This window comes from Pseudomonas sp. HK3, assembly GCF_052920985.1.
This window is the reverse complement of the sequence record NZ_JBREXD010000001.1, coordinates 1,994,015-2,020,000: the sequence shown is the minus strand read 5'-3', so window position 1 is coordinate 2,020,000 and position 25,986 is coordinate 1,994,015. Positions and strand designations below refer to the sequence as shown.

General features: G+C 42.7%; 23 protein-coding genes and 1 rRNA gene (1 of these 24 running past the window's edge). 13 read left to right on the top strand and 11 right to left on the bottom strand.

What is annotated here, in order from left to right; genetic code table 11:
• A 16S ribosomal RNA gene (locus tag ACU6U9_RS09445) occupies positions 1-1,198 on the bottom strand (it extends 343 nt beyond the left edge of the window).
• 540 nt (positions 1,199-1,738) lie between these two features.
• Positions 1,739-3,034, bottom strand: a complete 1,296-nt coding sequence (gene tyrS, locus ACU6U9_RS09440) for a tyrosine--tRNA ligase (RefSeq protein WP_446734771.1) — start codon at positions 3,032-3,034, stop codon at positions 1,739-1,741.
• A 175-nt stretch (positions 3,035-3,209) separates the two neighbouring features.
• Here tyrS and ACU6U9_RS09435 point away from each other — a divergent pair, with 175 nt between their 5' ends.
• Both ACU6U9_RS09435 and ACU6U9_RS09430 read left to right on the top strand, forming a co-directional pair.
• Positions 3,210-4,496 carry an OapA family protein gene (locus ACU6U9_RS09435; protein ID WP_446734770.1) on the top strand — a complete coding sequence of 429 codons (1,287 nt, stop codon included), beginning with the start codon at positions 3,210-3,212 and terminating at the stop codon, positions 4,494-4,496.
• On the top strand, positions 4,483-5,583 hold the full coding sequence (locus ACU6U9_RS09430; RefSeq protein WP_446734769.1) for an anhydro-N-acetylmuramic acid kinase: 1,101 nt from the start codon (positions 4,483-4,485) through the stop codon (positions 5,581-5,583). Before ACU6U9_RS09435 ends, ACU6U9_RS09430 begins: the two co-directional genes overlap by 14 nt.
• A gap of 18 nt (positions 5,584-5,601) precedes the next feature.
• Here the strand turns inward: ACU6U9_RS09430 and ACU6U9_RS09425 are convergent, their stop codons facing one another.
• Genes ACU6U9_RS09425 through argC form a run of 5 tightly spaced genes read right to left on the bottom strand, consistent with a single transcriptional unit; the run spans position 5,602 to position 8,630 of the window.
• Positions 5,602-5,994, bottom strand: a complete 393-nt coding sequence (locus ACU6U9_RS09425; RefSeq protein ID WP_446734768.1) for a DsrE family protein — start codon at positions 5,992-5,994, stop codon at positions 5,602-5,604.
• 16 nt (positions 5,995-6,010) lie between these two features.
• Positions 6,011-6,340 carry an iron-sulfur cluster insertion protein ErpA gene (gene erpA / locus ACU6U9_RS09420; RefSeq protein ID WP_446734767.1) on the bottom strand — a complete coding sequence of 110 codons (330 nt, stop codon included), beginning with the start codon at positions 6,338-6,340 and terminating at the stop codon, positions 6,011-6,013.
• Positions 6,341-6,392: 52 nt separating this feature from the next.
• Positions 6,393-6,821 carry a bactofilin family protein gene (locus tag ACU6U9_RS09415; RefSeq protein WP_446734766.1) on the bottom strand — a complete coding sequence of 143 codons (429 nt, stop codon included), beginning with the start codon at positions 6,819-6,821 and terminating at the stop codon, positions 6,393-6,395.
• Between the two features lie 2 nt (positions 6,822-6,823).
• The gene (locus ACU6U9_RS09410; RefSeq protein WP_446734765.1) at positions 6,824-7,561 is read right to left on the bottom strand and encodes a DUF6776 family protein; all 738 of its coding nucleotides are present in this window, start codon (positions 7,559-7,561) and stop codon (positions 6,824-6,826) included.
• 34 nt (positions 7,562-7,595) lie between these two features.
• On the bottom strand, positions 7,596-8,630 hold the full coding sequence (gene argC / locus ACU6U9_RS09405; RefSeq protein WP_446734764.1) for an N-acetyl-gamma-glutamyl-phosphate reductase: 1,035 nt from the start codon (positions 8,628-8,630) through the stop codon (positions 7,596-7,598).
• A gap of 75 nt (positions 8,631-8,705) precedes the next feature.
• On the opposite strand from argC, the gene ACU6U9_RS09400 reads away from it, so the two are divergent.
• The 3 genes from ACU6U9_RS09400 to hemL are packed head-to-tail and all read left to right on the top strand — an operon-like array spanning position 8,706 to position 12,211.
• The gene (locus ACU6U9_RS09400; RefSeq protein ID WP_446734763.1) at positions 8,706-10,463 is read left to right on the top strand and encodes a chloride channel protein; all 1,758 of its coding nucleotides are present in this window, start codon (positions 8,706-8,708) and stop codon (positions 10,461-10,463) included.
• An 11-nt stretch (positions 10,464-10,474) separates the two neighbouring features.
• Positions 10,475-10,903, top strand: coding sequence for a protoporphyrinogen oxidase HemJ (hemJ, locus tag ACU6U9_RS09395; protein ID WP_446734762.1), 429 nt, complete (start codon positions 10,475-10,477; stop codon positions 10,901-10,903).
• Positions 10,904-10,930: 27 nt separating this feature from the next.
• Complete coding sequence (hemL, locus tag ACU6U9_RS09390; RefSeq protein ID WP_446735079.1) at positions 10,931-12,211, top strand: glutamate-1-semialdehyde 2,1-aminomutase; 1,281 nt, start codon at positions 10,931-10,933, stop codon at positions 12,209-12,211.
• 359 nt (positions 12,212-12,570) lie between these two features.
• On the opposite strand, the gene ACU6U9_RS09385 is transcribed toward hemL, so the two are convergent.
• Positions 12,571-13,320, bottom strand: a complete 750-nt coding sequence (locus ACU6U9_RS09385; protein WP_446734761.1) for a substrate-binding periplasmic protein — start codon at positions 13,318-13,320, stop codon at positions 12,571-12,573.
• 117 nt (positions 13,321-13,437) lie between these two features.
• Between ACU6U9_RS09385 and ACU6U9_RS09380 the strand changes: the two genes are divergently transcribed.
• Positions 13,438-14,784: an MATE family efflux transporter gene (locus ACU6U9_RS09380; protein WP_446734760.1), complete on the top strand. Its 1,347-nt coding sequence runs from the start codon at positions 13,438-13,440 to the stop codon at positions 14,782-14,784.
• Positions 14,785-14,801: 17 nt separating this feature from the next.
• Here ACU6U9_RS09380 and ACU6U9_RS09375 read toward each other — a convergent pair whose 3' ends face one another.
• On the bottom strand, positions 14,802-15,350 hold the full coding sequence (locus ACU6U9_RS09375) for a DUF1439 domain-containing protein (protein ID WP_446734759.1): 549 nt from the start codon (positions 15,348-15,350) through the stop codon (positions 14,802-14,804).
• Between the two features lie 202 nt (positions 15,351-15,552).
• Here ACU6U9_RS09375 and ACU6U9_RS09370 point away from each other — a divergent pair, with 202 nt between their 5' ends.
• On the top strand, positions 15,553-16,200 hold the full coding sequence (locus ACU6U9_RS09370) for a hypothetical protein (protein WP_446734758.1): 648 nt from the start codon (positions 15,553-15,555) through the stop codon (positions 16,198-16,200).
• Between the two features lie 93 nt (positions 16,201-16,293).
• A complete protein-coding gene (locus ACU6U9_RS09365) occupies positions 16,294-18,300 on the top strand; it encodes a diguanylate cyclase domain-containing protein (RefSeq protein ID WP_446734757.1) in 2,007 nt (668 codons plus the stop codon).
• A gap of 816 nt (positions 18,301-19,116) precedes the next feature.
• Here the strand turns inward: ACU6U9_RS09365 and ACU6U9_RS09360 are convergent.
• Together ACU6U9_RS09360 and ACU6U9_RS09355 are read right to left on the bottom strand one after the other, a co-directional pair.
• Positions 19,117-19,926, bottom strand: a complete 810-nt coding sequence (locus ACU6U9_RS09360; RefSeq protein WP_446734756.1) for a Crp/Fnr family transcriptional regulator — start codon at positions 19,924-19,926, stop codon at positions 19,117-19,119.
• Between the two features lie 97 nt (positions 19,927-20,023).
• Entirely contained in the window at positions 20,024-20,365 is a 342-nt protein-coding gene (locus ACU6U9_RS09355; protein ID WP_446734755.1) for a pentapeptide repeat-containing protein, read from the bottom strand.
• A 57-nt stretch (positions 20,366-20,422) separates the two neighbouring features.
• Here ACU6U9_RS09355 and ACU6U9_RS09350 point away from each other — a divergent pair, with 57 nt between their 5' ends.
• The 5 genes from ACU6U9_RS09350 to ACU6U9_RS09330 all read left to right on the top strand — a co-directional run bounded on the left by ACU6U9_RS09350 (position 20,423) and on the right by ACU6U9_RS09330 (position 25,955).
• Positions 20,423-22,834, top strand: a complete 2,412-nt coding sequence (locus tag ACU6U9_RS09350; RefSeq protein ID WP_446734754.1) for a DNA polymerase II — start codon at positions 20,423-20,425, stop codon at positions 22,832-22,834.
• Positions 22,835-22,885: 51 nt separating this feature from the next.
• On the top strand, positions 22,886-23,545 hold the full coding sequence (locus tag ACU6U9_RS09345; protein WP_446734753.1) for a class I SAM-dependent methyltransferase: 660 nt from the start codon (positions 22,886-22,888) through the stop codon (positions 23,543-23,545).
• Between the two features lie 101 nt (positions 23,546-23,646).
• A complete protein-coding gene (locus ACU6U9_RS09340) occupies positions 23,647-24,045 on the top strand; it encodes a hypothetical protein (protein WP_446734752.1) in 399 nt (132 codons plus the stop codon).
• Between the two features lie 148 nt (positions 24,046-24,193).
• Positions 24,194-25,528, top strand: a complete 1,335-nt coding sequence (locus tag ACU6U9_RS09335) for a diguanylate cyclase domain-containing protein (RefSeq protein WP_446734751.1) — start codon at positions 24,194-24,196, stop codon at positions 25,526-25,528.
• 46 nt (positions 25,529-25,574) lie between these two features.
• Entirely contained in the window at positions 25,575-25,955 is a 381-nt protein-coding gene (locus tag ACU6U9_RS09330) for an EAL domain-containing protein (RefSeq protein ID WP_446734750.1), read from the top strand.
• Positions 25,956-25,986: the final 31 nt, after the last annotated feature.

Here is a 25,986-nt window from a genome sequence, read left to right as displayed (position 1 = left end):
TGACTTGACGTCGTCCCCGCCTTCCTCCGGTTTGTCACCGGCAGTCTCCTTAGAGTTCTCAACTTAATGTTAGTAACTAAGGACAAGGGTTGCGCTCGTTACGGGACTTAACCCAACATTTCACAACACGAGCTGACGACAGCCATGCAGCACCTGTCTCACAGTTCCCGAAGGCACCAATTGATCTCTCAAAAGTTCTGTGGATGTCAAGAGTAGGTAAGGTTCTTCGCGTTGCTTCGAATTAAACCACATGCTCCACCGCTTGTGCGGGCCCCCGTCAATTCATTTGAGTTTTAATCTTGCGACCGTACTCCCCAGGCGGTCTACTTAGTGCGTTAGCTGCGCCACTAAAGTCTCAAGGACCCCAACGGCTAGTAGACATCGTTTACGGCGTGGACTACCAGGGTATCTAATCCTGTTTGCTACCCACGCTTTCGTACCTCAGTGTCAGTATTGGTCCAGTGAGTCGCCTTCGCCACTGATGTTCCTTCCCATCTCTACGCATTTCACCGCTACACAGGAAATTCCACTCACCTCTACCATACTCTAGTTCGCCAGTTTTGAATGCAGTTCCAAGGTTGAGCCCTGGGCTTTCACATCCAACTTAACAAACCACCTACGTACGCTTTACGCCCAGTAATTCCGATTAACGCTTGCACCCTCCGTATTACCGCGGCTGCTGGCACGGAGTTAGCCGGTGCTTCTTCTGTCGGTAACGTCACACTTGTAGCGTATTAAGCTACAAGCTTTCCTCCCGACTGAAAGTGCTTTACAACCCTAGAGCCTTCTTCACACACGCGGCATGGCTGCATCAGGCTTGCGCCCATTGTGCAATATTCCCCACTGCTGCCTCCCGTAGGAGTCTGGACCGTGTCTCAGTTCCAGTGTGGCTGATCATCCTCTCAGACCAGCTAGAGATCGTCGCCTTGGTGAGCCATTACCTCACCAACTAGCTAATCTCACGCAGGCCCATCTAATAGCGCAAGGTCCGAAGATCCCCTGCTTTCCCCCGTAGGGCGTATCCGGTATTAATCCAAATTTCTCTGGGCTATCCCAAACTATTAGGTAGGTTCCTACGCGTTACTCACCCGTCCGCCGCTCGACGCCTGATAGCAAGCTATCTTCGTTTCCGCTCGACTTGCATGTGTTAAGCCTGCCGCCAGCGTTCAATCTGAGCCATGATCAAACTCTTCAGTTTAAAAATTTTACATCCTAAGATGTGCTCAAGTATTAAATACTACTGTTAAATAAATTTGACAGTGTAAATACTTACTTGAAAAGTCTTTTGCTTCCTAAGAAGCTGTACATCTCGACTCTCGGTAAGTACCCACACGAATTGTCTGAATTCGTTTTTAAAGATCGTGACCGTCGCTCGGACTGGCCATTTCTTATCTGCTTTTCTAGCTGGGCTAGTGCAGTGCTTCTCTCGAAGCGAGGCGCGTATTCTACAGAACCGCTTCTCTGTGTCAACATTTTTTTGAGTTTTTTAAATCTTAAAAATCTTTTCAAAAATGTTTCGCTTTCAATGTTTTTCCTCGAAGCGGAGGCGCATTTTACAGTGTTTCGATTAGCTGTCAACACTTTGTTTTTACTTAATTTTTTGTCATTTGACTGGCTAAAAACTAAGCATCCTTTTTGGGGTTTTCTTTTTCTTTTTCAGATAAAGAAAACGCGCTTCCCGTTGAAGGAGGCGCGCATTATAGGGAGATTATCAGAGGCGTCAACCGCTGAATGAAAATTACTTTAATTCAAACAGGTGATGCTTTTTCTTGCCCAGTTTTGTGATGAAAAAACGACCAAACAATGCGTTGCCTTTACTATATATGTCTTTAGCGCCCATTAAGGCATCCATTCCATAGGCTTGGCCATTTACAATAACGGCGTTGCGACCTAACGCGTCTTTAATTTGCTTGCCCTGTCCAAGGCCTGCATCTGACAACAACTGAGTTAATGGCACATCTATTAAGTCAGATACCTGTATATCACCGGATGGCAGGCCATCTAATTTGATCTGCTCAAGATCCTGTTCACTCAAAGAATCAGCATCACCAGAAAATAACGCTTCCGTAATACGTTCAGCTGCCGCCAACCCTTCTTCACCATGGAGTAACTTAGTCACTTCTTTGGCTAATATAGGTTGTGCCGTTTTACGACCTTGAATTTGTGAATCCGTCTTTTCGATTTCATCAATTTCTTCGACTGATAAAAAAGTGAAGTATTTAAGGAATTTATAAGCATCGGCATCGGCGGTGTTTAGCCAGAATTGATAGAAAGCATAAGGAGAGGTTTTCTTTGCATCTAACCAAATCGTACCGCTTTCGGTTTTACCAAATTTAGTGCCGTCTGATTTGGTTACTAAAGGTAAGGTTAAACCAAATACTTGATTTCCGTTCATACGACGCGTTAATTCGGTGCCGCCTGTGATGTTACCCCACTGATCTGAACCACCAATCTGCAGGATGCAGTTTTCAATTTCATTCAGTTTAGCAAAGTCATAGCTTTGTAAAATCATATAGGTGAATTCAGTAAAGCTAATGCCCGCGCCATCGCGATCTAGACGCTGCTTTACAGATTCTTTTTGGATCATTTGATTCACAGAGAAATATTTGCCGACGTCTCTTAAAAAGTCGAGCATTGTGAATTCACCAACCCAATCTAGATTGTTTACAACTTTGGCGCTGCTTTCGCCTGAATCAAAGTCTATGAAGCGACTGACTTGGGCTTTCAGTTTTTCAACCCATTGCCCAACAACTTCAGGGCCATTGAGTTTGCGTTCCGCGGCTTTAAAACTAGGATCTCCGATCAAACCCGTTGCACCACCAACCAGCGCCAGTGGTTTATGCCCGGCCATTTGAAAACGCTTAAGGACCAATAGCGGCACTAAGGAGCCTATGTGTAAGCTATCGGCTGTTGGATCAAAGCCACAATATAGTGTCTGGCAGCCTGTTTCTAGGCGCTCTGCCAATTCGGCTTCACCGGTACAATCGTTATATAGGCCTCTGGCCTTTAGGTCTTCTATTAGTGCGGCTGTCATGTAGCGTACCCAGTAGTGCTCGTATCTGAATGAAGCTGGGAAATTAACGGATTTGAGCAAATTTGCAAGTTGTTGCAGCAATTTAGCTGCCAACTGGCTCCGAAAGCTGGCAAAGGGGTCTACAATTTCAAATAGGGAATGTTATGCTTGGCCCACTCGATGTACAGGCAATACTATGATTAACAAGGATTTATCCACCGTCGAATTGCTTCCTAAGCGCCATTGGATTGCGCTTGGTTTAACTGGCTTATTTGTCGTGGCACTGCTTATTTTAATTCCGGTCAAACAAGAGTTGGAACGACGTACGTTTGCATACCAACTTCCCCTCCCGCAAATAGAGTCAACATCTAAAGAGAAAGCTGACACTACTGAGTGGGAAATGAAGGCTGTAAAACCAGGCGATACGCTTGCACAGTTATTTAACAATGAAGGTTTGTCGGCTCAGCTTTTATACCAACTCACTCAAAGTGAACATGGCGGCAGTCTTAACAAGCTACACCCTGGTGATAAAGTAGGTTTTCATTTAGAGGACGGCAGCTTACATAGCTTTCGTTTAGAGAAGTCGTTATTTGAAAGTTATATTTTTACACATACTGGAAAGGGCTTTGATAGTAAGCAAATCACCCTTGAGCCAGATGTGGTTGAAACGTTTGCCCAAGGCACTATCGACAGCTCATTATTTGAAACTGGCATCAACGCAGGCATGAGCAACAATATTATCATGCAACTGGCAACGATATTTGGCTGGGATGTGGATTTTGCACTGGATATTCGCCAAGGCGATAATTTCAGTCTGATTTACCAAGAGAAGTACCTTGATGGTAAAAAAGTAGGCGATGGTGACATTCTTGTGGCTCGCTTTGAGAATCAAGGCAAAGCCTATACCGCGGTACGTTATGATGATGCAAGCGGCTATGCGCAGTATTTTACGCCAGCCGGCTTGAGTATGCGCAAAGCATTTTTGCGCACCCCTGTGGACTTCACTCGTATCAGTTCCAAATTTAATCTTTCAAGAAAGCACCCTATTTTACACCGTATTCGTGCACATAAAGGCGTGGATTATGCTGCCCGTCGTGGCACACCTATTCGTGCAGCAGGTGACGGTAAAGTTATTTTTGCCGGGCGCAAAGGAGGTTACGGTAAGGTACTCATTTTACAACACGGTACTAGCTACACAACGTTATATGCGCACCTGCAATCGTTTGGGCGCGGTGTTCGAGTGGGTAAACGTGTGAAACAGGGGCAATCAGTTGCCTACGTGGGTAGCTCAGGATTAGCCTCTGGCCCACATTTACATTATGAATTCCGAGTAAACGGGGTTCACCGTGACCCTCTAAGAGTCCGCTTACCTCACGCTAAACCGATCGATTCATCGCAAAAAGAACGCTTTTTGCACTATGCGCAAATTATGGTGATGCGCTTAGAAAGCCACATGTATGGTGACTATTTTGCCTCACGCTAAGACTGATTATTATATTGGGCAAATGTCTGGCACCAGTCTAGATGGTGTCGATACGGTTATCATTGCCTCGAGTGACGGCGACATTGAGCTAATTGGCGCTATTCACCATGCTTTTCCTGACACACTAAAGCAACATGTGATGGCTCTGTGCCAAGGCACCGAAAACGAATTAGACCTCGCGGCAAAAACAAGCAAACAACTGAGCGCTCTTTATGCAAAAGGCGTTGACGATGTGCTTAATCAAACCGGGATTAATAGTGATCAGATAAAAGCGATTGGCTGTCATGGCCAAACGGTTAGGCATATGCCTCCTAATTATACCGTTCAGCTGGTTAATGGTGCCTTGCTCGCTGAATTGACGGGGATTAATGTGGTATGCGATTTCCGCTCACGGGATATGGCAGCTGGTGGCCAAGGTGCGCCATTAGTGCCTGCGTTTCATCAACAGGTATTTCAACAAGCAGATAAAGATACCGTAGCGGTCAATATTGGCGGTATGGCCAATATTACATTCTTACCCGCCCATGGTGAGGTCGGGGGATTTGATACTGGCCCTGGCAATATTTTGATGGACGCATGGTGTATTAAGCATAAAAAGGGTCCGTTCGATTCAAATGGCCAATGGGCACAAAGCGGTCAGGTTAATGCTCGATTGCTTGCTCAGTTACTAGATGATCCTTACTTTAAAATGCCAGCACCAAAAAGTACGGGCCGTGAACACTTTAATTTGCGGTGGCTGACCCAGCTTCCAATAACCGATATCCCAGCGGAGGATGTGCAAGCAACCTTGCTACAGCTAACGGTTAGCAGTATTTGTAAAGAAGTTAAGCGACTCACGTCGTCTGCTGACATAGTGGTGTGCGGCGGCGGCGCGTTTAATGGGCAGTTACTCAAAGCCCTGGGGCATGGGCTTGGCTCAAACTTTCATGTTTGTCGCAGTGTAAAATTAGGAATTGACCCACAATGGGTAGAAGCAATGGCGTTTGCTTGGCTAGGTCAGCAGAACATATTGCGTCTTGCTGGTAATGTGCCTGCGGTGACTGGGGCTAAAGGGGCTAGAGTGCTAGGCGCTCTCTATCCAGCATAAATGCATCAAAGTGTTACGTTAAAAGCTTTGATAGCCTGCTTTTAATAAGCGTTTTTCTTCACCGGGGCCAAATGGCACTGTGTCCACGAATGCAGGAAGCTGGTCTCTGCGCACTTGATTCATTCCCATCCAAGTTTCACAAATCTTAATATCCACAACATTAAAAGCGTCTAACCTGGCCGCCTTATCAACTAACTGACGATACATTTGATAGTTTTGCCTAACAAATACGTTGGCCTCTTTACCATGGAGCACAATGGTGATGGGTTGATCGGGATATTCGCTGCGTGTATTTGCCCAAGCTTCAGCTTGATCTAGGATACCCGCCAGCTCTTCAGGCGTATGGGCGTGCAACAAGGCAATATGTGAGCTCGGCTCAGCCCAACTGGTTGAACTGAAGCCTAAGCACATTAGCAGGACAAGCCTGCTAAATTGTAAATGACGAACCACAACCACAGGTTGCAGAAGCTTGCGGGTTAGAGACCACAAAGCGAGATCCTTCTAAGCTTTCTTTATAATCAAGGCTAGCGCCGTCTAAGTAAGGGTAGCTCAAAGAGTCTACTAATACTTTAACGCCCTCTTGCTCTACTTGTGCGTCGTCTTCAGCAACTTCTGTATCGAATGTGAAGCCATATTGAAAACCAGAACAACCACCACCGGTGACAAACACCCTCAGACAAAGGCTATCATCACCTTCGTCTTCGATAAGCGTCTGCACTTTAGTGACAGCTGACGGGGTCAACGAAAGAACGTTCATACTGCAAAACCTTCGGTATATAACAGAGGTATTATGTGATTAACCGAGTATTTTAGTCAACTTTAGTTTCAGCGGCTAAATTACCGGTAGAATCTTTTTGCTTGCGCCCTTTGGCATTTTTATCTGAGCCGTGGTGAATCAGGCTGCCATTAACTTGCGCGCCCATAACCATTTCCATCATGCCGTAGTGCACATCGCCATTTACGATGGCTTTTTTAGCAAGCTCAATGTGCTGACCTGAATGAACATTACCAACAACTGTACCGTTAATAATGATATTGGGAACACGGATTTCACCTTCAACCACACCTGTTTCGCTAATGCGAACAACGGCACCGCTTTGTTCGTCTGCAATCAGGTTACCTTTAATACGGCCGTCTACATGTAAGCCACCACTAAAATGAAGGTCGCCGATAAACTCTGACTTATTTGAAATTAATGTATCGTAATGCCCTGGGTTTTTACTTTTACTACTCAACATCTTTACTCCTTTCCTGGCCACGGGAATGTTTGCGCTACCCGGTTGGCCTTTGAACCATTTGTTTGTAATACCACTTCAACGGACTCGGCCGTAAAACCGTCTGGTAAAACCAAGTCCCCCACTATTTCTTGGAAATAACGGAACCGATATTTAATGCCGTAATCCTGAACATCTTCAGATAAGTCGCGTAAACCATAGACAATCTGTTTACCGTTTAAGACACCGGTAATATTCACTGCAGCTAGGCCACTAACAAAACGTTGGTTAGTGCCAACTTGCGTAACGACGACTTTGTAACGGAAACGACGTTGTTCCAATGTGGATTCAATATCAACCTTTTGAATACGTAAGTCTTGCTTACTGGTAGACGGCGCCATTATACCCTTATAAAAAGCCACTTCTTCTTGTAAGGTCGCAATTTGGGTTCTTAAGTCCACCAAGTTTTGACGCAAGCCTTCCGTTGAACGACGATCAACTTCACCGCCTTTTTCCAACATGATCACACGCTGGCTGTAAGACGACATTTCATCTTGCGACATGGCTAGGTTTTCTTTTAACTGGTCACGTTCGGCAATCGCCTGAAACTGAACTTGAGCCGCTTCAAAACGCCCAAACAAATAACCAGCACCGCCTAGCCCAGCAATTAACACTAACAAAAGCAGACGTTTAAAAAAGCGCGTCCAAGGGTCATAACTTACCACGACCAGATGTTCTTGCTTACTGCCCTTTACCACTGTCATTACTTGCAGTCCTTTTTGTTTTCTAAAACCATTATTATAGAAGCATAGCTGGCTGAGTCATGCCTGCATTCTCTTCAAAGCCAAACATGATATTCATATTTTGTACGGCTTGACCGGCTGCGCCTTTCACCAAATTATCAATAACTGAAAGTACGATCACTGTGTCACCGCCTTGCTGACGATGAACCGCAATTTGATTGTAATTACTGCCTTTTACATTACGCGTTGCAGGGTGTGTACCGGCAGGCATAACATCGACAAAAGGCTCATTTGCATAACGTGTTTCGAACACTTTTTGCAAATCTACGCTAGTGTCTTTCAATTTAGCGTATAGGGTAGCATGAATTCCACGAATCATAGGGGTTAAGTGTGGCACAAAAGTCAGACCTACCGCGTTGTTATTGTTAGCATTTTGTAAACCTTGCTTAATTTCTGGTAAGTGTCTGTGACCCGGCACGCCGTAAGCACTGAAACTTTCACTGGCTTCACATAATAGGCCACCGATTTTAGCCTGACGGCCCGCACCACTGACGCCCGATTTACAGTCAGCAATAATGCTATCCACTTCTATTAAGCCTTGTTCAATTAATGGCAAAAGACCCAATTGTGCCGCTGTGGGATAACAACCTGGGTTTGCAATAACCTTGGCGTTTTTAATCGCATCACGATTGACTTCAGGTAAACCATAAACAGCTTGCTCAACAATCTCTGGGCACGTGTGCTCTAAGCCATACCATTTTGACCATTCGACAACGTCTTTAATTCTAAAGTCGGCACCTAAGTCGATTATTTTTACATCTGCTGCGACTAATTCTGGAGCCATTTCCATGGCAACACCGTGCGGTGTCGCAAAAAAGACCAAATCACACTCACACAGGGTTTTAACATCCGGTACACTGAAGGTGATATTTGTGAATGGGCGTAGATTGGGAAACATGTCAGACACTGGCGTGCCATCTTCACCACGGGACGTAACAATTTTTAAATTTACTTGCGAGTGTTGTACAAGAATTCGTAATAATTCAACACCCGTATAACCGGTTCCGCCCACAAGTCCCACATTAATCACAATATCACCTTCTTTTTTGATTAATTTCGAAGGGCCTTATAATAGCGCCTTCCATAAAAAGTGATAGAGCAATTAATGGCATCTTTTATTCGTCGCTTAAGAATTTCATTGGCCCAAGGTGATGCTCTTCCTCAGTTAGCATTGCTTGGGGTGCTTGCAGGGCTTGTCACCAGCGGCACTATTTTATTATTTCGTCTCGCTGTTGAAGGTCCGTTAAATGCGTATCTTGCAAATGGAGATAGTGAAAACTTTGAAGCACTGGCACCTTGGATACGATTTTTTCTGCCACTAAGCGGTGCCATGTTAATCGCGGTTGTATTTGCTCGCCTGAGTGCACAAAGTCGCATGGTTGGTATCGGCCATGTTATTGAACGCTTAAAACATCACCAAGGGCACATGCCGTTTAGTAATTTTATCGCGCAATTTTTCGCTGGGGTTATCTGTGCACTCAGCGGACAAAGTGCTGGCCGTGAAGGTCCCGCCGTACATTTAGGCGCCGCTAATGGCAGTATCATGGGACGTAAATTTCAACTGCCCAGTCGACACATACAACTATTATTAGCGTCAGGGGTGGCTGCCGCCATTAGTGCCTCTTTCAATACACCAATTGCAGGTGTGATATTTGCGATGGAAGTAATCGTAATGGGTTACAGCTTTGTCAGTTTGATTCCGATTATTTTGGCGTCTGTTGCTGGCGCGCTATTAACGCGACTGGTTTACGGTGCAGAACCCGCCTTTAGCGTGCCCCCGTTACAAATGCGCTCTTTGCTCGAGTTTCCGTTTTTATTAGTGGAAGGTTTGGTGATGGGCACACTTGCCGCTGCCTTTATTTGGATTTGCGTAAAAACGGCCCAGCGCGCGCCTAAAAATATTTGGTTACGATTCTTAATCATTGGTGTATTGAATGGGTTATTCGCATTGGCGATACCGTCCATGATGGGCATCGGTTATGACACAGTAAACCATGCACTGACGGGGCAATTACCTTGGATGTTATTGATCAGCTTTGCACTGGCCAAGTTGTGTATTACTGGTTTCAATTTAGGACTAGGGCAACCGTCTGGTGCCATTGGCCCTATGTTGTTTATTGGGGCCTGTGCCGGTGGGGCTATCGGCGAAGTGGGTAACTACTTCGCACCAGATATTGCCAGTGCAACCGGTTATTATGCCATGCTGGGAATGGCGGCGATGATGAGTGCTTGTCTACAAGCACCGCTCACGGCCTTAATGACGCTGTTAGAATTAACCAATAATCCCAATATTATTTTACCCGCTATGTTGGTGGTGGTGATTGCAAATTTAACCGCCAGTGAAGTATTTAAGCAAACAGCCCTATTTCCACGGTTGCTTCAATTACGTGGCCTTGCCACTGACACAAGCCCTGTGGAATTAATGCTCAGGCAAAATAGCGTACTAAGTGTGGCCGAAAAAAATATTAAAGTGGTGCCTAAGTTTGCATCCATCGAGACACTCAAGCTGGCGCTCAGTGGCAATCCTATTTGGCTGGTGATTCATGGCGAAAAAGGCATACTTGCGGCACTGGCCGCATCGGATGTGGCTAATTTATTGATGAATGAAGAAAGCCTCAGTGAATGGTTAGAACAAACTGACAACAATGAAGACCCCGCATTAAATTTAATGGCCATACCCGGACAACGACTCACCTGTAAAAGCATCTCTATGCGAGCCAACTTGCAAGAAGCATTGGATATCATGATCGATGACAAAGTTGAATGCCTGACTATTCACTATGGTAAAGAAGTCAACACAGCCTCTGTCATGGGTATCATCGAACATGATAAAATCCACAACTATTATCGATATGCTCATTAATCATTCAAAGGATGTTTATGCTTTGGCTTAAGGCGTTTCACATTATTGCCGTGGTGTGCTGGTTTGCTGCTCTATTTTACTTACCGCGTTTATTTGTTTATCACGCCATGAGTGAAGACCAAACCAGTAAAGATCGTTTTAAGATTATGGAGCGAAAGCTGTATCGCGGTATTATGACCCCCTCCATGATTGCAGTGGTCGTGCTCGGCGGCTGGCTGTTAACACTCAACCCAAATTATTATTTCAGCCAAGGCTGGGTTCACGCAAAACTCATGCTGGTCGCTCTGCTGATTGGTTACCACTTCTATTGCGGTGTGTTACTTAAGCAGTTTCGTGATGATGTAAACACCAAAAGCCACACCTTTTATCGTTTCTTTAATGAAGCACCCGTATTAATTTTAATCGCAGTGGTTATCTTAGCTGTGGTTCGCCCATTTTAATTTTTTAGTAGTAGGTTTTTTATGGATATCTCTCGTTCTGAATCTTTGTTTGCCCAAGCACAAACCCACATTCCTGGTGGCGTGAATTCGCCTGTGCGTGCTTTTAATGGCGTGGGCGGTAGCCCTATTTTTTTCCAAAAAGGCGAAGGCGCGTATTTGTTTGATGCCGATGGGAATCGCTACATTGATTATGTGAACTCTTGGGGACCGCTTATTTTGGGTCACGGTGCGCCTCAGGTAATCGAAGCGGTACAAAAACAATTGGTAAACGGCCTAAGTTTTGGCGCACCAACTGAAATTGAAATCGAAATGGCCAACAAAGTTTGCGAGATTTACCCAAGCATGGACATGGTTCGTATGGTTTCAAGTGGCACAGAAGCCACCATGAGCGCCATTCGTTTAGCGCGCGGTTACACCGGGCGCGATAAAATGGTGAAATTTGAAGGCTGCTACCATGGCCATGCCGATTCACTATTAGTAAAAGCAGGTTCTGGTTTATTAACACTGGGCGTGCCAAGCTCGCCTGGTGTACCAAAAGCCGTCGCAGATTTAACCATTACGTTGACGCACAACGATTTAGACAGCGTACGCGAATGTTTCGCACAAATGGGCAATGAGATTGCGTGTGTCATTGTGGAGCCTATAGCAGGCAATATGAACTGCATCCCTCCTGAAAATGGTTTTTTACAAGGCTTGCGTGAATTATGTGATGTACATGGCATCGTATTAATTTTTGACGAAGTCATGTGCGGTTTTCGTGCGGCAAAAGGCGGAGCACAAGAAGTGTACGGCGTAAAACCTGACATGACCACATTAGGTAAAGTCATTGGCGGCGGCATGCCTGTGGGTGCGTTTGGCGGTAGAAAAGAAATTATGGAGTACCTTGCACCACTTGGCCCTGTTTATCAGGCGGGTACATTATCGGGGAATCCAATTGCGATGGCCGCTGGCCTTGCTATGTTAAACGCCATTAGCTCACCAGGGTTTTACGATGTGCTAACGGCAAAAACACAAATGCTATGCAAAGGCTTAGAAGCGCTTGCGCAAAGCCATAATATTGGGCTAACAACAAACCAAGTCGGCAGCATGTTTGGCTTTTTCTTTAGTGAAGAGAGCAACATCCGCCGCTTTGCTCAAGTGCAAAAATGTGACCAAGAGCGTTTCAAAAAATTCTATCATGGTATGTTAAACGAAGGGATTTACTTAGCACCATCCGCTTTCGAAGCTGGTTTTATGTGTGCAGCGATTACGGAAGACGATATTCAACAAACGCTGCAAGCCGCTGATAAAGTATTTGCAACACTGTAAATATTCAATCGCAGCACTGCGTTAAAAAGCCCAGATATATCTGGGCTTTTTTTGTTTAAACGATCTTAGCAAATGCTAGAACGAATAGTGGATATCGACACTTACAAATCAATGGCCACTTTATAGTTATAAAAACCGACAACACTGAGTTTAAGTTATTACTCGTCTTTAATAGCTATCAGCAAAGGCCGATGGCCAGTAAAACCGAAAGCAATACAACATTTTTTATAACACGTTTTTTTATTAACATTATTATCGTGTGAAAATTGGACAAATTAAGGTAAGCCTTTATCAGGCCTAAACGATAACGTTTTGTCCAATGTTTACCCTCAGGCTTATCCACAGATTATGTGGGTAATTCAGTGTAGGCCGTAAATATCTTTTAGCGCTTGAAGCCGCCCATCTTGTTTAAATGTTTGTATCATCTTGTCTATTTTTTTTACTAATACCGCATACCCTTGTGTATTTCGATTAATAGCCATGTGCACAGGCCTAATTTCAACAGGGTGGTCTGTATCAAAATAGATATGTTTTGAACCTGTTATTTTTTGCTTCACTTCGTATTGCATAACCGCATCTGTACCAATCACCATATCTAAGCGCTTTGCTATAAGCTTTTTTAGGTTTTGATTTAAGTCGATCCCCGTATGCCAAGTTACTTTTTCGTAATTCAGTAAAGCCTCTGGATACGCATAAGAAGACACCATACCAACAGTCTTACCGTTTAAACTCGCCAAATCAGAATATGTAAAAGCTTGTTCTTTTAAACTGGCAAATACCACCTTGGTATCTAAATAGGGTTGTGTGTAAGCAAAGCCTTGTTCGCGCACCTTGTCATACCACATAGCAACGATCATATCGTACCTGCCTTGTTTTTGAGTCCGTTCGATTCGCTTCCAAGGTATGAACTCCACTGTAAACTCATAACCAAGTGCATTTAGGATATCCGTAGCGAAATGAACACTAAAGCCCCCTTTGGGTAATTGACTGCCGGTGATTGGCGGCCACTCGTCGGACACAATACGAATGATCTTATTCTCAGCCAGAGCACTCATCGTAAGAGTGGTTATCAAGCAAAAAACAAAACACTCAAAATAGAAACGAAGCATAGTGAAATCTCCTCTATTATGAGTATAGAAGAAACACACCATTCATCTAAGTTTTGCCCAGATTAACCCTATCTATGGCATCATTAATAATCTTTATTTCTAACAAGAGCGCTATTTATGGCATCAGATCTTAGCCAAGGTGCTATTTCCACTTGGCTGTACCGGTTAACGGCGCCTATGGTTCTAGGTATCTTAAGTATTTTTTTATTTAACTTAGTCGATACCTATTTCATCAGCTTATTGGGGACGCAACCCCTAGCCGCGGTAAGTTTTACGTTTCCTGTCACTATGATGATCATGAACCTCGCTATTGGATTAAGCATTGCAACGGGTGCCGTTGTCGCTCGCAGCTTAGGTCAAAAACAAGTTGATCAAGCTAGAAACTGGGTGACCGCTAGCTTGTACTTATCCATCATTCTCGGCGTTATATTAGCGACTATTGGCATTATTAGTCAGTCGATTATTTTTCGCTGGCTAGGTGCCGATGAAAGCCTACTGGGTATGATTTCTGATTACATGACATGGTGGTACGTAGGCAGTGTTCTATTAATTGTTTTAATTATTGTAAACGCCAGTATTCGCGCAACAGGCAATACAAAGCTACCGAGTCTTCTGATGCTGGGTAGCTCCCTTATTAATGCGATTTTAGATCCATTACTTATTTTTGGCTTAGGGCCTTTCCCTGAGCTTGGTATTCAAGGGGCCGCGATTGCCACCACGATTAGCTGGGGGGTCGCACTTGCCTTTGTGCTTAAGTATTTACTCGATAAAGACCTTATTTCGCTCGCCGTCCCAGATGCAATTGTGAGCCAGTGGCGACAGCTTGCCAAACTAGGCATACCAGCCGCATTGACGAATATGCTAGGGCCAATTGCCAGTGGTATTATGGTTGCGTGGGTTGCTCAGTATGGCACACATGCTGTGGCCGCTTATGGTGTTGGTAGTCGTATTGAGCCATTAGCCATGATTGTGATCATGGCATTTACGGCAAGTTTACCGCCGTTTGTAGGGCAAAATCATGGCGCAGGAGAACACCGACGAATTGAGCACGCTCTCATAAAAAGCATGCAATTCTTATTTGTATGGCAAGTGATTGTGTATGCTCTACTGGTTTTCTTTGCTCAATCTATTAGTGCAATTTTCAGTGATGACTCAAGCGTACAGCACATTATTCAAACTTTTATTTATATTGTGCCGCTAACCTATTTTGCTATGGGCTTTACTTTAGTCACAACGGCAACGTTAAATGCGCTGCATAAAACGCAACTATCGCTAAGCCTGAACTTACTGCGATTATTTATTATCTATTTGCCCTGTGCATGGCTTGGCCAACACTTTGGCGGGCTAACAGGCTTATTTTACGGCTGTGCAGTTGGTAATCTCATTATGGGTATCTTTGTATTAGCCTTGTTCATTCGGGCTAAAAACAATCCACAAATCCGACAACGCTTGTTAAATGCATAAATCAATCTTGTTATGGCTTAAAAGCCCAGGATCACGAATAAGGTTTTCTGTTTAACTTCCATACGTTTCAAGCTGGCTTTAAGTAAGCTGTGGCGCATGTCGTTATCTTTTAATTGATAAATAGGCTGGCTTTGTAAGCTTTGTGTCACCAAGTCTTGAATTAACGGCTTAATTTGCGCAACACTATCCGCTGATAATTGATCAACGTTTAACGCTGTAACCTTGGCATTATTTAAATAAAATGCACCGGCCTTCGCGTCATAAGTCAGGCTACCCTGAACCGAAACAGAACCAGAACCGTGTAAACTGCCCAATGCGGTCACATCTAAAAATGCAGTCACAGATATTTCATTTTCTTTTTCTAATAACTGTAATGTGCCATCCGTTAATACAACGTTCGCCAATAACGTTTGGCGTGATATAGGGGTGATTTCTTGAAGTCGCGTTTGTAATTGCGCTTCGCTAAATTTAAGTACCTGCTCGAAACCATGACTATTTAATGATATGAACATTAAACACAGCACTAATTTTAAATTAACCATTAAATTACCCACCTGTCGTTGCATCGTAAATATACCTTTCAAAGATTTAGCGTTTCATCATTTAGTTAGGCCATTGCTTGCCGTAACCACAGCCAAGAAAATACAAAGCGGAAAGAAACAGCCTATAAAGGCACGTTAATACGCTATATTAACCTAGTTTTCATTGGCGCATAACTTGCTATTTTATTCTCATTGATAAAAGAGCGACCCTGAAAGAGGATAGATTATGGACGTTAATACCCCATTACCCAGCCTAATAAGCAGCCTTTATAAGGATAATAAAGATCTAGGCAAAAACGTTGCCGCAACATCAACACAATCACCTGATGTTGCGGTACAAAAAGATAACCAGTCAAATGGTCGAGAGTTAAGCTTATCTATTCGTAGCCAAAAATTAAGTGCTATTAGTAAAGAGTTTTTTAACGGCCCCATTGCATCAAAAAACATAGCCGCACTCAGTCAAAGTCTATATGAAAATGGCTTCATCAATAACACAGATCTTAATAATTTAGATAATACTAAAAAAGAACAAAGCACCATCACGCAATCAAAACACTTCATTAATAGCTTTATGTTTGAAGCCTCTAAGCAAGGTGACAACGAAACCCTGAACATGCTCGAACCGATTGCAAAGGCCATCGATAATATGGATGCAGCCAGTACCAGCTCACAACGTCAAAACGAAGTCGTTGCACTTGATAATGCCAACCAAATACTTGCTCACCTAAAAGACATCAATAGTGATGATGCTCTAATAAAAGAGTTTGAAAATGTGGTTGACGTTTTATCAACTTTGGATACATTACGACAAAATGATCAAGCCACGCAAGCTGCTGCGCAGTATGAAACCATACAAAACGACTCTACTTCATAATGGAGCGGCTCCGGTATGGTTCAGCTCTTTTCAGATTAGCGTCTATACTCAAGAAATGACATTAATCTAATCAGCACATATTCTGTGTAAAACATGAATAAGCCTAAAGACTCACTTAAACCTGCTCAAAAAGAGTGTGTACGCTCGCCAATGAGAAAAAAAGTATTGTTGATCGTTAGTCTCTTCATCATGGCTAGCATCACTCTCATGGGCTTAGGCTATCTTCAATCTGAAACATTAAACAGTGTTCGTGCGTTTGTTCGCGGGGAAGGCTTGTGGGCAAAGGCACAAAAAGACGCGGCATTTTATCTTGAACGTTATGCACACAAGCATGATATTAATGATTTCGAGCGATTTAAAAAAGCACTCAGTATCAATCTTGGTGACAAAGAAGGTCGCTTAGGGTTACTTGAGTCACCTCCAAATAAAGACCGTTCCCGAAAAGGCTTTCTTGCCGGATCAAACCACCCAGATGATGTAGACAGCATGATGAATTTTTTTCTTCGCTTCCAGAATTTTTATTATTTGAAAAGTGCGATTGAAATTTGGGAAAAAGGCGATATAAAAATACATGAGTTCATGCTATTAGGTAATGACATTCATCAATGTGTCTTACAAAATAAATCGGCTTGCTTGGAAAGTAAACGACTTGAGCTAGATAAGCTAAATAAAGAATTAAACAAAATAGGCACTGATTTTTCATTAATACTCAGTGAAGGTGCCCGCTGGATAAAGTCCACACTTTTAACCATCACAATTATCATCACTAGTCTTCTTTCGTTGTTGATTTTCATTGTTACTCGAAGAATCATAATGGCATTGGACAACACAGAAAAAGAGTTGATGATCAGCGAAAAACGGTTTTTATCACTATACAATTCCAATGTAATCGGAATAATGGAATGGGATATAAATGGCGTTATATTAGCCGCTAATGATGCCTATTTGAAAATGATTGGATATTCTCATGATTCGCTAAAAAATGGAGAATTAAGTTGGAAGGCACTCACGCCAAAAGAATTTAGATCTGTCGATAAAAAAGCAGAAAAGGAATTATTAAAATATGGCATGTGCGCCTCATTCGAAAAAGAAATCATCCATAAAAATGGTCAGCGTATTCCTATCTACATGGGTGCGACCTTATTAAATGGCGAAGCGGATAAAGGCATTTGCTTTGTCATTGACCAAAGCCTTCAAAAAATAAACGAAATGCAATTGAAATTATCTGCCACGGTTTTTGATGCAAGCAGTGACGGCATTATTATTACGGATAAATACAAGCATGTCGTTGCCGTTAATCAAGCCTATTGTAAGAAAATGGGGGTAGATGAAGCACAACTATTAGGCTTTACGCCTCCCATTCTTGTTTCTAACCTCATGCATGATTCGTTTTTTTCTGAGATATCGTCAAGCCTTCAAGAGCATGACCAATGGCAAGGGGATGCATTTGATAAAACGGAATCTGGCAGTATTATTCCTGTTAATATTCGCATCAATACCGTCAAAGATAAGCGCTATAAAATCAGCCACTACGTCATTAACATAACGGATATCAGTGAACAAAAAGCCGCAGAGGAACAACTGCGCCAGCTTGCTCATTATGATTACTTAACAGGCCTTGCCAACAGAAGTTTGTATGACGACCGCCTGACTCAAGCTCTAGCGAGGGCCAAACGTCATACCTCTCATTGCGCTTTATTATTTTTTGATTTGGACAAATTTAAGCCAATAAATGATGAATATGGCCATGGCGTCGGTGACCTAATTTTACAAGCGGTTGCTTCACGCCTACAAAATAAAATTCGCGACAATGACACGGTGGCTAGATTAGGTGGTGATGAATTTGTCATTATTATGGAAAACATGACCATCAATGACGACGCAGCCAATTTGGCCGAAAAAATTATTGGATTATTATCAACACCATTTGAAATCAAACACCGTACACTGCAAATTGGTTGCAGTGTCGGTATTAGTGTTTACCCAGAAGACGGAGAAGACATTTTAACACTCACTCGAAATGCCGATATTGCCATGTATGCCGCAAAAAGCTCAGGTACCAATCACTATTACTTCTACAACCCTGAACTCAAATTATAAGCATTGATAAACAACAGGCGAAAAAGTCACTCGGTGTTTTGAGCGGCCTTGTCAAATAGACAATGCCATAAGTATGATGAGGCAAATAGTCAGCGCCATAATTCATTCGTTGAATCATTTACAAAAACAATAGACGAAAAAAAACCGCTCGGTGGTTTGAGCGGCCTTGTCAAATCGACAATGCCATAAGCATGATGAGGCAAATAGTCAGCGCCATGATTCATTCGTTGAATCGTTTACAAAAACAACAGACGAAAAAAAACCGCTCGGTGGTTTGAGCGGCCTTGTCAAATCGACAATGCCATAAGCATGATGAGGCAAATAGTCAGCGCCATGATTCATTCGTTGAATCGTTTACAAAAACAACAGACGAAAAAAAACCGCTCGGTGGTTTGAGCGGCCTTGCCAAATCGACAATGCCATAAGCATGATGAGGCAAATAGTCAGCGCCATAATTCATTCGTTGAATCATTTACAAAAACAATAGACGAAAAAAAACCGCTCGGTGGTTTAGCGGCCTTGTCAAATCGACAATGCCATAAGCATGATGAGGCAAATAGTCAGCGCCATGATTCATTCGTTGAATCATTTACAAAAACAATAGACGAAAAAAAACCGCTCGGTGGTTTGAGCGGCCTTGTCAAATCGACAATGTGATTAGCTTGATGAGAGAGAGTGCCATGATTAACTTGCTGCTTAATGTCCTCTTGGCAAGGACACTGGGCGGGTCATGACAACAACTTAATAATAGTCATTATCATTCGCGTTATCAAGAACAATTCTCAATTAAATTTCATTTAGGCGAATTATGACCACTTATGCGATTTGTCTTTGCCCACCGGAGATTTGTTCGTTCAGCGATTTAATTCGACGTGACATATTGTCCAGCAATGTAATGGCTATTTCTGGCTGGGCTTTAATCAAGTCGACAAATTGAGCTTTGGGAATGGCCAGTAGCTGACAATGCTCTCTGGCGATAACGGTAGCATTACGTTTCTCACCAGTGAATGCTGCCATCGCACCAAAAATCTCACCCGATAATACTTCACCCACGGTTACACCGTTGACCGTCACATCGGCGCTGCCTGACATAAGCTGATAGACCGTATCAGCGTATTCACCCTCACGAATCATCACACTGCCTGACTCAATGTGTTCGAAGCCTGTTGGAGCACTGGCCTGACCTTGCCGATGATATTCTGCTAGCATCACCTGATACAGTGCAAGCAAGGTTAGTAAGTAATTACTGAAGCGATGCTGGCGGTGCGAATCGCCATACACATACGACATAAAATCATCACGGGAGATCAGTTCAATTTCAGCGCTGTCTTCAACCTTTAATTGGGCGTCCGGTAAGCCAAACACACGACTCAAACCAATGATATCACCAGCCTCTAAACAAACCGCATCGGTTCCGCCATTTACCACCATGACCAGACCACTGCGGACAATTCCGATCTGCTCTTTATCAAAGCTATCGAACAATTGAGCGTCATTCGCGAATGCTTTCAACTGACTTGAGGTGTCTAAACCGTCAAGCAATCGCTCACCGAGCAAGCTTAAACGCTCAAGCAGTTCATGGGTCGCTCTAGGAGTTTTGCCAAGGAACAACATAATACTGGCCATTAATTAATCAGGGGGCGTATTTCTACCATAAAACGCGGACCATTTCCTAATATATGAACAAAAAATAGTCACCTATCACACTTTTTTTAGTTATCCGTCAGGCAGATGGCTGGCGCAGGCGTGTGCCCTGTTGAAAGGACATTAGAATCTCCTGGGCAGAGATATCCGCAGGGAAAAAACAACCACTCATTTTTGCATCGGCCAAGCTGGCACCATTCAACTTCGATTTGCGGAAATCTAATGAGCGTAAATCGGAACCACGGAAATAAGCGTTACTCAAATCCAGCCCTTCTACATCGAGGTTACGCAAATCTAAACCACGAAAATCGCAACCAGATAGGTCACAGCTCTTTCCTTGTGCCTTTAGCTTGTTAAACTCGTCGACTTTATCGTCCCTGAGTAATTGATACATAGGATCAGGGGAAATCCGAGGTTTCATAGCTCACTCCCATTGAGGCTTATACTAATTGAAGCCCAAAACCAAATAAGGTCAACCGTGCACGGATTTATCCTGTCACAACAATGGAAAGACATCCAAGACAAACTGCAACTTAGCTTTTGGCTAAGTACCGATAGTGGTCCGCAGTGCATTCAGTTCCCCCAACAGGAGAGCGTGTGTTTTTGCGCGCAAGACCAAAGCGAGCAACTGCCAAAATTATCCGGTCTAAGGGTTGAGCCGCTAACGCTAACCCATTTTAGCGGTGTGCCTGTGTGTGCCATTTACTGTCATACCTATCAATTACATGTGCAATTACGTCAGTACTGCGAACAACATAGTATTACCTTATGGGAAGCGGATATTCGACCAACACATCGCTTTTTAATGGAACGCTTCATCAAAGGCAGCCTTGAGTTCAACGGTTCAACCAGCAATGAAAACACGTGGGTTAAACCACACATACAAGCCAGCACGTACCTGCCCCGTTTGAAAGTTCTCAGTATGGACATAGAAACATCCATGCCCACTAAGGAACAAAAAGAGAAGTTATACAGCATCGGTTTTGTCAGCCAATGGCAAGATAACAATGGCAAACATCACAGTGAAAAGCGTGTGTACATGCTGGGCCACAAAGAAGATATCAAACCCGGCTGGCTTGTATTCTTTAAAAATGTGCGCGAACTACTTATCGCAGCTAATCATTATATTCAAACCCTCGACCCTGATGTCATCATCGGCTGGAATGTAATCAACTTTGATTTCAGCGTTTTACAACGGGTTTATAAAGAACACGGCATTGCGTTTCATTGGTGTCGTGATGGCTCAGAAGTCAATATTCGTCATGGTCACAATAACCTAAATTTTGTCGATATTGCAGGGCGTGTAATTGTCGATGGCATCGATGCATTACGCAACGCCACCTACAGCTTTGAAAGTTTTTCTCTCGAATTTGTATCACAAACACTTTTAGGCACAGGTAAAACGCTCGAAGGCCATAAAGGCAGCATGAATAACCGTGGACAAGCCATTAGTGATTTTTTTGAAAAAGATAAGATAGCTTTAGCAAACTATAATGCTAATGACTGTCAGCTTGTATTGGATGTTTTTGAGCACACTCAAATTTTACAATATCTAATACAACGCAGCTTTTTAACCGGCCACTTATTAGACCGAATAGGTGGCTCTGTTGCTGCGTTTGAATATTTATATTTACCAAAACTGCACAGAGCCGGTTTTATTGCACCTAACATTGGTGAAGGCTTTGGTGAGTTTGATGCACCTGGCGGCTTTGTCATGGAAAGTAAGCCTGGGCTTTATCAAGATGTACTGGTACTGGACTTTAAAAGCCTTTACCCCAGCATCATTCGCACCTTTAAGATTGATCCCATGGGGTTAATCGAAGGACTCAAAGCAAATAAAACAAATAAAGAAAAAGAAACCATTATGGGGTTTCATGATGCGTACTTTCATCGAGACACGCATTTTTTACCCGACATTATCACCCATCTTTGGGCTGAACGTGATGAGGCAAAAAAACAAAAAAACAGCGCCACCAGTCAAGCTATTAAAATTATTATGAATAGTTTTTATGGTATTTTAGGCAGTAATGGATGCCGCTTTTTTGATGCCCGCCTTGCAAGCTCTATCACCTTGCGTGGACACGAAATTATTCAGCGCAGTGGTCAATGGATCGAACAACAAGGCTTTCAGGTCATTTATGGCGATACGGACAGTGTGTTTATCAGCTTGCACACAGGCACCAAGAAAATAGCTAATACGCTCACAATAATTGAAACTGAAGTCATCGGACGAAAATTACAAGATGGCTTAAACCAGTATTGGCAGTTACAGCTAAAAAAAGAGCACTATATTGAAAGCCAATTGGAAATCGAATTCGAAAGTCACTATCAAAAGTTTCTCATGCCGACCATTCGAGGCAGCGAACTGGGCAGTAAAAAACGATATGCCGGATTAACTCAACACGATGAACTTATTTTCAAAGGATTAGAAGCCGTTCGTAGTGATTGGACCAAGCTGGCAAAAGAAGTCCAAATACAATTATACTCGCGCATCTTTCATAATCAGCCTTATGAAAGTTATTTGCTCAATGTTGTTCATGAATTAATGGCTGGCAAACGTAACGAACAACTCATATATAAAAAGCGTATTCGTAAACCACTTAATACTTACGTAAAAAATATTCCGCCGCAAATTCAAGCGGCTAAATTAGCCAGTGCACTGTATGCCCGTGAAAACTTAAACAATCCATATGAAAACGGTGGATGGATTGAATACATCATTACCCAACAAGGCCCTGTAGCTATTGAATGCTTAGAAAACACCCCATTTAAAATTGATTACGAGCATTATATAGACAAACAGATTTCGCCCGTTGTCGACGGTATTTTGTATTTCCTTGATAAGCGCTTTGCTGATTTAATTAACCCTCAGCGTGATATTTTTTCATAGATTTTTGCACATTTATTTGATCCGTTTTTTTGATGCAGGACCCGCTTTATTATGAACCAACTTAATACACTTATAAAAAATATGCTCAGTGATGCGCAAGTAAGCGTGCAAGCCTTACCACAATGTCCGAGTGTATCGTTGTATTTAGTTGATCCCACGACGATGAATCGTAAGTTTTCGCTCGATGAAATCCGCAGCATCTGGGAAAATACCGCCTATTGGGCATTTTGCTGGGCCAGCGGCCAGGTACTGGCGAAATATATTCTCGATAACCCTGACATTGTTAAAGGTAAAAAGATTCTTGATTTTGGCAGTGGCTCTGGCGTTGTCGCCATTGCAGCCATGAAAGCAGGCGCAAAACAAGCGATCGCCTGCGATATCGACCCTGGCGCCTTAATCAGCTGCGCTGACAATGCCAAACTTAACAACGTAGAGGTGACCTTATCAGACGATCTGTTTGCCATTGCAGAGCGCGATATCGATCTTCTGATTGCCGCAGATGTACTCTATGACCGAGCAAACTTGAGCTTCTTAGATACCTTCTTTGAATATGCTGACGCGGTATTACTTGCTGATTCTCGCATCAAAAATTTTCATCACCCGCAATATGAACACCTAAGCCAACAAGCCTCTTTCACCGTACCTGATCTAGATGAACTGGATGAGTTCCGCCATGTGAATTTATACAGTGGACTCGCCTATACGGCGTAAGCATTATGCCCTCAATAAATCTTGCTTTCTGGCTCACGAACACTAGCCCAATAGCGGGTAAGGGCTATACTGAAAAAGATTCAATATTCTAGGGCAAGAAGGTGATAACACTAACCAACTCGATTTACATGCGAACACGCTTATACGCGCTGTCGCTAATCGCCTGGATCCTAGTAATCAGTTTGTTAATGGTGCACTCATACAAAGTAGAAACGGATGATGTTTTTAACGAACTGAACCTGAAAACTGAAGTGGCGTTTATGCAATTTGAGCGACACTGGCCAGCCTTACGGGAAGAAAGCACCGATGTTAAGAATGACTATTTCAATAAACTCTCTTTCGACTTTAACCCCTCATTGCAATTATCCGCCATTAGCACCAACGGAAAGATCCTCGCCTCTAACTTAAAAAATCTAAACCAACTTTCTTACAGCCCTATCGTTGCACAATTGCAAGAAAATTTTGCTCTGGGCAAAACCATGCACAAAAGAACTTTATAGTTTATTTGAAAACCCCGTACAAGCATGTGCCTATCAATTCAATGATGAAGTACTCCTTGTTTCAACCCTACAAAATGAAATATTCTTACCTTACTGGATTAATAAAAAAATATATTTCATTATCGCCTGTTTATTCAGCCTAGGCCTAATGTCATTTATTTTATTTCTCGGCCACAAACAAAAAATACACTCTATCTCAGCCAAGAAAAAATTTGAAAGCAGCATCACGAAACAAGATGACGATTTTAAACGCCTAGTCAGTAACCTGCCCGGCATATTGTATCGTTTAAATGTCGAGCAACATACGCTTGAATACTTAAGCCCGGGTTGTTATCAGTTATTGGGATATTCCCCTGGTTATTTTATAAAAAATAACATTACTCCGTTTGATTTTATTGATGATAATGACAAACACGAATTTTCTCAAAACAGTAAAGCTGCGCACTTTTCACTCAAACCTTTTGAGATGGTATATCGCATTAAAACTGCAAGTGGTGAACATAAATGGGTTTTAGACCGAGGGCGTTGTTTTCAAGATGAACATAAAAAATATTTCATCGAAGGTGTCATGCTTGATATCACAGAAAGAGAATTAGTCAGGCAGCAAATCGAATACCTGGGTGTACAGGACCCACTCACAGAACTATACAATCGATTTAAATTTAATGACGAATTAGTACAGGCTGTCAGTTATGCTAAAAAAAGTGGTGAAAATTTTGCGATGCTATTTATTGATCTCGATCGCTTTAAAAACATAAACGACTCACTGGGCCATCAACTGGGGGATCGCTTACTACAAAAAGTAGCACAACGTATACAAAGTATTATTCCTAAAGAACATTTTCTAGCTCGTATGGGTGGCGATGAATTTGTTATTCTCATGCGCGACATAAAAAAAATCAAAGATGTTGAAATATTTGCTGCGGATATCAACCGACACTTACGCCAAGTATTTCGCGTTGATTCCTATGAATTGCGGACAAGTTGCTCAATTGGCATCAGCCTATGTCCTGATCATAGTGAACATAGCCATATTTTATGGCGCTATGCCGATACCGCTATGTACCAAGTAAAAAAAAGGGGCGGCGATGGTTTTCAATTTTTCACTCAAGAAATAGGTGACTTGGTTCAGCATCGTATAAATATCGAACATAGCTTTATGCCTGCCTTCGACAATCAGCAGTTCGAGCTATTTTATCAACCACAGGTGGATATTCATACTCAGAAAATATTGGGTTGCGAAGCATTGATTCGTTGGTTTCACCCTGAACTTGGGCCAATTTCTCCTGTTGAGTTTATTCCTATTGCTGAAGAAACGGGCTTTATTAATACACTCGGTGATTGGATTCTCGAAGAGAGCATCATACAGCTTAAAGAATGGCTCAACTTTGACCCTGACTTTATTATGTCTATTAATGTTTCAGCGGTGCAAATTAATGAAGGATTCCCCAAAAAAATCAGTAAATTATTAAAAAAAATATAATATTTCTGGCGCATCTGTTGAATTAGAAATAACTGAAAGCTTATTAATGGAAAATATTGATTACGTCCTCCCTCTTTTAAATGATATAAAAGAAATAGGGGTTGGCTTTGCTATTGATGATTTTGGTACAGGGTATTCCAGCTTGAGCTATCTGCGTTATTTACCTATTAATAAGCTCAAAATAGACCGTGCATTTGTCATGAACATAGAAAACAACGCGGAAGATGAAAGCATGGTAAAAGCAATCATCGCCATGTCGAAAAGCTTAAACCTAATTGTGTTAGCCGAGGGTATCGAAACGCAAGCCCAATTGGCATTGCTACAGGATTTAGGCTGTGAGCGATACCAAGGGTATTATTTTAACAAGCCACTTGACAGCCAAACTTTTGCGTCTTTGTACTTTGAACCTGAAATATGTGTAAAATAAGTCATCCAATTTTCATCTAATCATCTTAAGA

What these genes read in the sequence shown, in the direction of transcription:
- ACU6U9_RS09330 (WP_446734750.1), top strand. Translation starts at nt 25,575, where the DNA reads ATGGAAAATATTGATTACGTCCTCCCTCTTTTAAATGATATAAAAGAA.
- ACU6U9_RS09380 (WP_446734760.1), top strand. Translation starts at nt 13,438, where the DNA reads ATGGCATCAGATCTTAGCCAAGGTGCTATTTCCACTTGGCTGTACCGG.
- ACU6U9_RS09425 (WP_446734768.1), bottom strand. Translation starts at nt 5,994, where the DNA reads ATGTGCTTAGGCTTCAGTTCAACCAGTTGGGCTGAGCCGAGCTCACAT.
- ACU6U9_RS09410 (WP_446734765.1), bottom strand. Translation starts at nt 7,561, where the DNA reads ATGACAGTGGTAAAGGGCAGTAAGCAAGAACATCTGGTCGTGGTAAGT.
- erpA (WP_446734767.1), bottom strand. Translation starts at nt 6,340, where the DNA reads ATGAACGTTCTTTCGTTGACCCCGTCAGCTGTCACTAAAGTGCAGACG.
- ACU6U9_RS09355 (WP_446734755.1), bottom strand. Translation starts at nt 20,365, where the DNA reads ATGAAACCTCGGATTTCCCCTGATCCTATGTATCAATTACTCAGGGAC.
- ACU6U9_RS09335 (WP_446734751.1), top strand. Translation starts at nt 24,194, where the DNA reads ATGTCATTTATTTTATTTCTCGGCCACAAACAAAAAATACACTCTATC.
- ACU6U9_RS09365 (WP_446734757.1), top strand. Translation starts at nt 16,294, where the DNA reads ATGAATAAGCCTAAAGACTCACTTAAACCTGCTCAAAAAGAGTGTGTA.
- ACU6U9_RS09385 (WP_446734761.1), bottom strand. Translation starts at nt 13,320, where the DNA reads ATGCTTCGTTTCTATTTTGAGTGTTTTGTTTTTTGCTTGATAACCACT.
- hemJ (WP_446734762.1), top strand. Translation starts at nt 10,475, where the DNA reads ATGTTTATGCTTTGGCTTAAGGCGTTTCACATTATTGCCGTGGTGTGC.
- ACU6U9_RS09415 (WP_446734766.1), bottom strand. Translation starts at nt 6,821, where the DNA reads ATGTTGAGTAGTAAAAGTAAAAACCCAGGGCATTACGATACATTAATT.
- ACU6U9_RS09360 (WP_446734756.1), bottom strand. Translation starts at nt 19,926, where the DNA reads ATGGCCAGTATTATGTTGTTCCTTGGCAAAACTCCTAGAGCGACCCAT.
- ACU6U9_RS09400 (WP_446734763.1), top strand. Translation starts at nt 8,706, where the DNA reads ATGGCATCTTTTATTCGTCGCTTAAGAATTTCATTGGCCCAAGGTGAT.
- ACU6U9_RS09345 (WP_446734753.1), top strand. Translation starts at nt 22,886, where the DNA reads ATGAACCAACTTAATACACTTATAAAAAATATGCTCAGTGATGCGCAA.
- ACU6U9_RS09435 (WP_446734770.1), top strand. Translation starts at nt 3,210, where the DNA reads ATGATTAACAAGGATTTATCCACCGTCGAATTGCTTCCTAAGCGCCAT.
- tyrS (WP_446734771.1), bottom strand. Translation starts at nt 3,034, where the DNA reads ATGACAGCCGCACTAATAGAAGACCTAAAGGCCAGAGGCCTATATAAC.
- ACU6U9_RS09375 (WP_446734759.1), bottom strand. Translation starts at nt 15,350, where the DNA reads ATGCAACGACAGGTGGGTAATTTAATGGTTAATTTAAAATTAGTGCTG.
- ACU6U9_RS09370 (WP_446734758.1), top strand. Translation starts at nt 15,553, where the DNA reads ATGGACGTTAATACCCCATTACCCAGCCTAATAAGCAGCCTTTATAAG.